Source organism: Blautia sp. AF14-40 (assembly GCF_003479665.1).
In the GTDB taxonomy this organism is placed as follows: domain Bacteria; phylum Bacillota; class Clostridia; order Lachnospirales; family Lachnospiraceae; genus Fusicatenibacter; species Fusicatenibacter saccharivorans.
Genome location: NZ_QUHK01000052.1, coordinates 522 through 7,542 on the forward strand (window position 1 = coordinate 522; position 7,021 = coordinate 7,542).

Genomic DNA, 7,021 nt, shown 5'->3' on the forward strand with positions numbered 1-7,021 from the left:
CCGGACAGCGCAGGAGCGTGTGGACACCATGTTACCTCACATGATGGAGGCTGCGGGTGTCACTGAGGAACTGAAAGCCTGTGATCCTATGCGTTGGGTGGGGCTGATGAACACATTAACGGCACAGATTGAGGAAATTTTAATCAGGGAACTGATTTGCAGCTGAATGGGAGGTGTGGGAAATGCTGGCCTTTGAAAAGGTTTTGAAAGTGTTTCAGGCATATCTGGATGATGACCCTCTGTATGAGGTGGTTCAGACCAGCCACGGTTATACATTGATGGCATGGGAACCCCACCGGAATGACTGGTATAGCGCCGAGATACAGAAAACCCCAGAGGATTTACGGAACGCTTTGCTGGGTACATACGCCAACTTTCTGGAAGATAAAATTACCGGAAACGAGCGTGAACTGACTGTGACAGAAACCGGAGAAATCCAGCAGAGGTGTCAGGAACTTTTGGAAAAGTGCCGGGAACCTTGATATAGAAATGCCAGAAGGAGGCCGCGATTATGCGTCCTCCTTCTGCTTCGCAGTCTGTTCCATTTTGAGCGCCCCGTCTATGGCACCTTCGATAATCGGCAGGTATTCTTCAGGGCAGAGTTTCAGCTTGTGGCTGACCCGTTGCCGCTGTTCGCTTTCTTCCCGCATGATCTCCGGGTTAAAATACCGTTCCACGGGAAGTCCGCAGATCTTAATCAATTGGATCATCACAGGCAGGCTCGGAATTGCACCTTGATTCTCAATGTTGGCAAGATACCGCCATTCAATCCCAACCATTTCCGCCAATGTTTTTCGTGCCAGACGCTTTGCCTCTCGTGCGGCTTTGACATCTGCACCAAAGGTTTCAAAACCGGGACAATCTTCAACTTTCGCCATATAGCATCACCCAGTTACATTGTATAATTCATACTTTGCCCGTGGAATGTTGCTATATGCAGTTTAGTTGAAGTTTATAATTCATATTCCATTTCTTGCATTGTTCGAGAAAGAGAACTATAATGTATTCTGTGGAGGTGCGAAATGGACTATATGACATTGAAAGAGGCCGCCGAAAAGTGGGGCGTGACACCTCGTAGGGTAAATTATTATTGTGCCGGAGAGCGTATCCCCGGCGCTATGAAAATGGCTGGTGTTTGGCTGATCCCCAAGAACGCAGAAAAGCCGATTGATGGAAGAACAAAACAAGGGAGGTTGCTGAAACATGAATAGCGTTTTGATTATAGACGATGACAAGGAACTTTGTGCCTTGATGAAAAAATGTGTGGAACAAGAAAATTTATCTGCGGTAGTAGCACATGGCGGCTTAGAGGGTCTGAGGCTACTGGAAAAAAACAAGGATACCTGTTCACTAATTATTCTGGATGTGATGATGCCAGATATGAACGGGTTTCAAGTATTGCAGAAAATCCGAGAGAAAAACAATGTGCCGGTGCTGATGCTGACCGCCAAAAGCGACGAAGAAGATAAGGTTTCTGGTCTGCGGCTGGGGGCGGACGATTATCTGACAAAGCCGTTTGGAATTAACGAACTGATGGCTCGTGTCAATTCTCTAATCCGGCGCTATACCACCTTAAACCCTGTGACTGGAAACGAAGCCGCCACCATGCTTCTGAAAGATATGGTAATTGATAAAATCAACCGAACCGTAACGGTTCAGAATCTCTCGGTAGACTTGACCGGCAAGGAGTTTGACTTGCTTCTATTTCTGGCGTCCAACAAAGGACGGGTCTTTACTAAAAAGCAACTTTATATGCAGGTGTGGACAGAAGAATATGATTTTGACGACAATAACCTCATGGCATTTATCAGTAAACTGCGAAAAAAAATCGAGCCAAATCCAGAACAACCTTTTTATATTCAGACTGTCCGCGGTGTAGGGTATCGCTTTAACAAGGAGGCATGAGCATGGAAATTAACCTTTATCTATTGTTGTCCTTATTGATTGCTTTGCTGGTAATCAGCTATCTTTTGGGAAAACTTTACCGCGTCCGTGGTCAGCTTTTTCTTATTAGGGATGCCCTAAACGATATAAAAGCCGGGAATTTGAACCGCCGTGTATTGACGCGGGAAAGCGACCTGACAAAACAAATCTGTTATGATATTAACGAGATTGCCATGAGCAGCCAATCTCGGCTTATACAGCAAAAGCAATCCGAACAGGCTTATAAACGGCTTATGACAAGCCTTTCCCATGATGTAAAAACCCCTCTTGCTTCTCTGGTTGGATATTTGGAGGCTGTGGAAAGCAAGATGGTAACAGGAGCTGAGAAGGAAGAATACATTCGGGTGGCTATGGAAAAAGCCCACCACCTGAAAGATTTTGTGACCGCCCTGTTTGAATGGGTGAAGCTGGATGCCGGGGAACAGATTTTTCATTTTGAGGTCTGTGACCTGAATGAGCTTTCCCGTGACATCATGGCTGATTGGGTGCCGCTGCTGGAAAACCACGATCTTAGCTATGAAATTGAGATACCTGAAACAGAATACATGACACGTGTTGACTCTACCGCCTACACTCGTATTCTCAATAATTTACTGCAAAATATCCTGACGCACAGTGATGCAAGCAAAGTTTTCCTGACCGTGACTGAAACGGAGCAGCAGGCAAAAATCGTTGTTGCTGATAACGGCAATGGGATTGCCGCCTCTGATCTCCCGCATATCTTTGAACGGATGTATCAATGTGATCACTCCCGTTCTGCCAAAGGGAACGGGCTGGGCCTTTCGATTGCCAAAGAGTTAGTCAGTATTCATAAAGGAACGATTACAGCCGCCAGTGTTCCCGGAAACGGAACAACCTTTATCATCATACTTCCGAAAGCTCTGTGATCCCACAGAGCTTTTTTGAAAAAATTTTATCTCGGCAAGGTTATGGCAAGGTTTGCGTTTTATAATTGGAACCATGAAAGGAGGAAACCGTATGACGATTATTACAACTGAAATCCAGAAATGGAAACGGAATAAAATTGTCTGGTGTATTTTGGCTCTGACACTTCTGCTTGGAGCGTTTGCGATTGAGAGGGCTTGCAGCATTTCAAGGAGCAGTCCCTTTATGGATAGTTTTGGCGACCTTTACACACTGGCCTTTAAGAATATGTCCAGCCTGTTTCTGCCGATTGTGCTGGGAATGTTTGCAACGACACTGTTTTTCGATGAACACAAAAATGACACGATGAAAGAACTGCTTATCATCCCTATTACAAAAGCACAGCTATACTTTTCAAAAGTCGCTGTGGTTATTCTGATGTCCGTAGGACTGTGCCTGATTACTTTTCTTTTGTGTGTTGTCGGTGGGCTGATTGCCGGAGGCTTTCCCGATCTGAACGCCCAAACACTGATGGACGCTGGTCTTTTGTATCTGGCAGGTGGTATTCTGATTCCCATAGCCATGCTTCCGATTGTGTTTCTTTCCACGCTGTCAAAGGGATATATCCTGCCCATTGGCGCAACGCTGCTTTATCTGATTCCCGTAGTCATTGCCCCGGCTTATCTTACGGGAATACACCCGCTGGCAAGCGTGATGGGGATTTATCCCCATATTTCCGAAGCGGCCGCAGCTATGGTAGAAAGCCTGATGCAAGGCGTTTTATCCAATACTTCGCCGCTTGTTTGTGTCGGTTCGCTGCTCTTGATCGGTGCTACATTTGCCGCCGCATCCGTAGTGGCTCTAAAAAAGCAATCTTACTGAAAGGAAAGACTTATGAAACGATTGAATTGTTTATTACTCGGTATTCTGCTTGTTTTTTCTCTTTGTGCCTGCCAGCAGGCCGCTCCATCTTCCGGCGAGGCTCCCGACCAACAGGCCATTACGGAAGAAGCAACCGAATACTTTAACCAAATGATGGATGGAGATTTTGAAACTTTCTTCAATGCGTTGCCGCAGGGCGTACAGGACAATATTTCTGCGGAGACGATACAGGAAACATGGGAAGAAGAAGTCGATAAGCTGGGCGGGCTGCCGGAGAACACTTCCCCGGATGTGTCCTGCTATGCGCCGGAACACTCTGACCAAATCCGTGTTGAATTTGTCATTCCTTGTGACAAAGGCAATTTCAAAGTATTCATCAACTATTTCCCGGATGGCAGCCTTTACAACTATGTTATCTGGAAGAACGAAACAAAATGAGAAAGCGAGGTATTTTTATGAGTGATCTTGTGATTGAAACCAAAAAGCTGACAAAGATTTACGGGGAACAAACTGCCGTTAATTCTGTGAATCTTCATGTGAAGCCGGGCCGGATTTATGGACTTTTAGGACGCAACGGAGCCGGTAAAACCACAATTATGAAAATGATTTTGGGCCTTACACCAATCACTTCCGGCGAAGTAGATGTGTTCGGACAGAACATCAAAGGCCATGAGAAACGCATTTATCCCCGTATTGGGGCCATCATCGAAACTCCCGGCTTTTATCCGAATCTGACCGGAACAGAAAACCTTGAAATCTTTGCGAAGTTACGAGGGACACCCCAGCCCAATGCCGTCAAGAATGCGCTGGAAGTTGTGGGATTGCCCTACAAAGACAAAAAGCTGTTCAGTAAGTATTCCCTCGGCATGAAGCAGCGCCTCGGTATTGCCAACGCTATTCTGCATGACCCGGAGCTTTTGATTTTGGACGAGCCGACCAATGGACTTGACCCTATCGGTATAGCCGAAGTGAGGAACTTTATTAAGAATTTAAGTGTGGAGCGTGGCAAAACCATCCTAATTTCCAGCCATATACTTTCCGAAATTTCACTGTTGGCAGATGACATAGGCATTATCGACCACGGGATTCTGCTGGAAGAAAGCAGCATGGAAGAATTAGAAAAGAAAAATCGGAAATACATCCAGCTTCAAGTGTCGGATATTCCAAAAGCCTCTTTAATTTTGGAAAGGCAATTCCATGTGACCGATTATGCGGTGCAGGACGAACACAACCTGCGGCTTTATGACACCGCACTGGATATGGCGGCAATCAACAAGGCCCTTGTGGTGCAGGATGTAGCTGTTATCAGCTCCCAAATCTGCAATGATACCCTTGAGGATTATTTCAAACAGATCACAGGGGGAGAGGGAATTGCTTAAACTGATACAAGTTGAATTTCTAAAACTGCGCCGGAGAAAGTTTATCTGGCTCATGCTGCTGGCGGCGCTCTTTATGCCACTGGCTGCCGTATTTTACTTTTCAAGTGTCAAAGGAACCGGTGTGGACCCCATTATGTTTTACAAATGGACAGCGTTCAGCTATACCCCGTGGATTATCCTGCCGGTGGTGTTGGGAATGTTGTGTACCATGCTGATGTATAACGAAAACCAGTATGATATGCTCAAACAGCTTTGGATTGTACCGGTCAATAAAATGGCATACTTTTTCAGCAAGTTTGCTGTGGTGCTGGTGTATTCCATTTGCTTTATGCTAGTTACCGCAACGGCGTCCATTCTGACCGGCGTACTATCTGGTTATATTCCCTTTGACAGTGAAAGTGTCCTTTATCTTTTGCGGAAGTGTATGGAAATTTCTCTGTTGACCGCCTTTGCGGTGTTACCAGTACTGGCGGTTGCCGCAGCGCAAAAGGGCTATATTCTCCCTGTTTGCCTGACGCTGATTTATACATTCCTCGGCTTTATCCTCTTGATGGTGAATATGTACCTACATCCGCTGTCCAGTATGACCGCTATTGTTATGTATGATATTCCGGGTGTTGTATTTGATCAGCCATTAAATATTCCAGCCGCATTTCTGTGTATTGGTGTATGGGCTGCTGCTTCGGCTGTATTGGCGAATGTGGCATTGGTTCGGAGAAAGTGAGGTGCAAAAAATGATGAAAGATTTGCTTTGGGCGGAGAGCCAGAAACTCCACCGTTCCAAAATACTCTGGATTGCTGGGTTTGCAACAGTCATGGTAGGGTTAATCGTCTTTGCACAGGGACAGTTTACATTCTATGACCGCCGATATATTAACGGGGCTGGATGGTTTATGACAGCGGCCCAATCCCTTGCTACCTTTTATGTTCTGCCTGCTGTAATTGCCCTATTGGGAAGTTATATGATTTGCCGGGAGGAACAGGAGGATACCTTAAAATCTCTGCGGCTCATTCCCGTAGATGAAGTGAAACTGACACTTGCCAAAATGATACTTGCCTTTGTGTTCAGCGTTCTGATTTACCTTTTACTTTTTGCAATTACCTTTCTTGTCGAGGCAGTTTTGCATTTAGAAGCACTTTCCGTTGGCCTTGTGTTAGAAAATCTGAAAATATATTTTCTGGATGGGGTAGGCGTATTCTTTGCAATTTCGCCTATTATCGCTCTGGTAGCGCGGATGAAAAAGGGGTATTGGCTGGCTCTGGTATTTGCAGAAATTTATTCGTTTGCTGGATTATTTGCGAGTATGTCCCAGCAGTTAAAGACGGTATATCCCATGACAGCCGTTTTCAATATCTCTGGTTATTATAATGCAAATATGTTTCAGGTTTTAATCGGCGTTGTAATTCTGATGGTTTGTGTGATTTTGTCATTGTTAATTTTGAAAGGATGGAACCGCAAGACTAAATAAATGCAATATATCTAATGATCTGCCGGACGACGGCAAAAGAAAAAAAGCCGTCGTAAAGCAGACACATTTTCACGCGCCTATGAAGCGGCGGCTTTGATTTTCAGAGCCGCCGTTTCTTTTCGTCTATCCTAAACCAACGACGACCTAACACCGTGTAAATCCACGGCGGCATATAGGAGGATTGCCGCCGTGTCTATTCTTGTCTTTTTTCACAGTACCCATGACCTGCACCAGCTAAAAAAAGCCTGTTTCCAGCAGCGGAGCAATGCGGCCAGCAGTATGTACTATACCATGTAACCAAACAGCAAAATATATTCCATTACGCTCGTATGGCTTTATGCCGTCCGGGCGCTTTTTTGTCCCTGTGGAGCCGGAACATCGGGCCAGCATGGCCCGAACCCTGGCCCCAGTGCCGTTCTCCGCCGCCCCATTCAGATTTACCAAAAAATCTGAATGGAGGAAAGGCAGATGGAAGTTACCATC

The 7,021-nt window shown here is 45.6% G+C and carries 12 protein-coding genes; 10 read left to right on the plus strand and 2 right to left on the minus strand.

Going from position 1 to position 7,021, the window contains the following annotated elements; genetic code table 11:
• Together DWW13_RS19575 and DWW13_RS17265 are read left to right on the plus strand one after the other, a co-directional pair.
• Positions 1 to 166: TnpV protein (locus tag DWW13_RS19575; RefSeq protein ID WP_243026184.1), on the plus strand; the 166-nt coding region annotated here is incomplete at its 5' end.
• Positions 167 to 182: 16 nt separating this feature from the next.
• Complete coding sequence (locus DWW13_RS17265) at positions 183 to 482, plus strand: hypothetical protein (protein ID WP_117888730.1); 300 nt, start codon at positions 183 to 185, stop codon at positions 480 to 482.
• A gap of 27 nt (positions 483 to 509) precedes the next feature.
• Here the strand turns inward: DWW13_RS17265 and DWW13_RS17270 are convergent, their stop codons facing one another.
• Positions 510 to 878, minus strand: a complete 369-nt coding sequence (locus DWW13_RS17270) for a helix-turn-helix transcriptional regulator (RefSeq protein ID WP_002596316.1) — start codon at positions 876 to 878, stop codon at positions 510 to 512.
• Between the two features lie 144 nt (positions 879 to 1,022).
• Here DWW13_RS17270 and DWW13_RS17275 point away from each other — a divergent pair, with 144 nt between their 5' ends.
• The 8 genes from DWW13_RS17275 to DWW13_RS17310 all read left to right on the plus strand — a co-directional run bounded on the left by DWW13_RS17275 (position 1,023) and on the right by DWW13_RS17310 (position 6,538).
• On the plus strand, positions 1,023 to 1,211 hold the full coding sequence (locus DWW13_RS17275) for a helix-turn-helix domain-containing protein (protein WP_117801973.1): 189 nt from the start codon (positions 1,023 to 1,025) through the stop codon (positions 1,209 to 1,211).
• On the plus strand, positions 1,204 to 1,905 hold the full coding sequence (locus DWW13_RS17280; RefSeq protein ID WP_117801974.1) for a response regulator transcription factor: 702 nt from the start codon (positions 1,204 to 1,206) through the stop codon (positions 1,903 to 1,905). Before DWW13_RS17275 ends, DWW13_RS17280 begins: the two co-directional genes overlap by 8 nt.
• Positions 1,906 to 1,907: 2 nt before the next feature.
• On the plus strand, positions 1,908 to 2,831 hold the full coding sequence (locus DWW13_RS17285; protein ID WP_117801975.1) for a sensor histidine kinase: 924 nt from the start codon (positions 1,908 to 1,910) through the stop codon (positions 2,829 to 2,831).
• A 91-nt stretch (positions 2,832 to 2,922) separates the two neighbouring features.
• A complete protein-coding gene (locus tag DWW13_RS17290) occupies positions 2,923 to 3,690 on the plus strand; it encodes an ABC transporter permease (protein WP_117801976.1) in 768 nt (255 codons plus the stop codon).
• Positions 3,691 to 3,702: 12 nt separating this feature from the next.
• Positions 3,703 to 4,128, plus strand: coding sequence for a DUF3887 domain-containing protein (locus tag DWW13_RS17295; RefSeq protein ID WP_117888731.1), 426 nt, complete (start codon positions 3,703 to 3,705; stop codon positions 4,126 to 4,128).
• A 17-nt stretch (positions 4,129 to 4,145) separates the two neighbouring features.
• The gene (locus DWW13_RS17300; RefSeq protein WP_117802011.1) at positions 4,146 to 5,069 is read left to right on the plus strand and encodes an ABC transporter ATP-binding protein; all 924 of its coding nucleotides are present in this window, start codon (positions 4,146 to 4,148) and stop codon (positions 5,067 to 5,069) included.
• The gene (locus DWW13_RS17305) at positions 5,062 to 5,793 is read left to right on the plus strand and encodes an ABC transporter permease (protein ID WP_055221125.1); all 732 of its coding nucleotides are present in this window, start codon (positions 5,062 to 5,064) and stop codon (positions 5,791 to 5,793) included. The genes DWW13_RS17300 and DWW13_RS17305 overlap by 8 nt, the downstream gene beginning before the upstream one ends.
• Positions 5,794 to 5,803: 10 nt before the next feature.
• Positions 5,804 to 6,538: an ABC transporter permease gene (locus DWW13_RS17310; RefSeq protein ID WP_330425633.1), complete on the plus strand. Its 735-nt coding sequence runs from the start codon at positions 5,804 to 5,806 to the stop codon at positions 6,536 to 6,538.
• 234 nt (positions 6,539 to 6,772) lie between these two features.
• Here the strand turns inward: DWW13_RS17310 and DWW13_RS19200 are convergent.
• A partial coding sequence (locus DWW13_RS19200; RefSeq protein ID WP_207664288.1) for a hypothetical protein occupies positions 6,773 to 7,021 on the minus strand: 249 nt, incomplete at its 5' end.

Bases quoted from the DNA above. Each gene is read 5' to 3' on its own strand.
- DWW13_RS17265 (WP_117888730.1), top strand. From the start codon at position 183: ATGCTGGCCTTTGAAAAGGTTTTGAAAGTGTTTCAGGCATATCTGGAT.
- DWW13_RS17270 (WP_002596316.1), bottom strand. From the start codon at position 878: ATGGCGAAAGTTGAAGATTGTCCCGGTTTTGAAACCTTTGGTGCAGAT.
- DWW13_RS17275 (WP_117801973.1), top strand. From the start codon at position 1,023: ATGGACTATATGACATTGAAAGAGGCCGCCGAAAAGTGGGGCGTGACA.
- DWW13_RS17280 (WP_117801974.1), top strand. From the start codon at position 1,204: ATGAATAGCGTTTTGATTATAGACGATGACAAGGAACTTTGTGCCTTG.
- DWW13_RS17285 (WP_117801975.1), top strand. From the start codon at position 1,908: ATGGAAATTAACCTTTATCTATTGTTGTCCTTATTGATTGCTTTGCTG.
- DWW13_RS17290 (WP_117801976.1), top strand. From the start codon at position 2,923: ATGACGATTATTACAACTGAAATCCAGAAATGGAAACGGAATAAAATT.
- DWW13_RS17295 (WP_117888731.1), top strand. From the start codon at position 3,703: ATGAAACGATTGAATTGTTTATTACTCGGTATTCTGCTTGTTTTTTCT.
- DWW13_RS17300 (WP_117802011.1), top strand. From the start codon at position 4,146: ATGAGTGATCTTGTGATTGAAACCAAAAAGCTGACAAAGATTTACGGG.
- DWW13_RS17310 (WP_330425633.1), top strand. From the start codon at position 5,804: ATGATGAAAGATTTGCTTTGGGCGGAGAGCCAGAAACTCCACCGTTCC.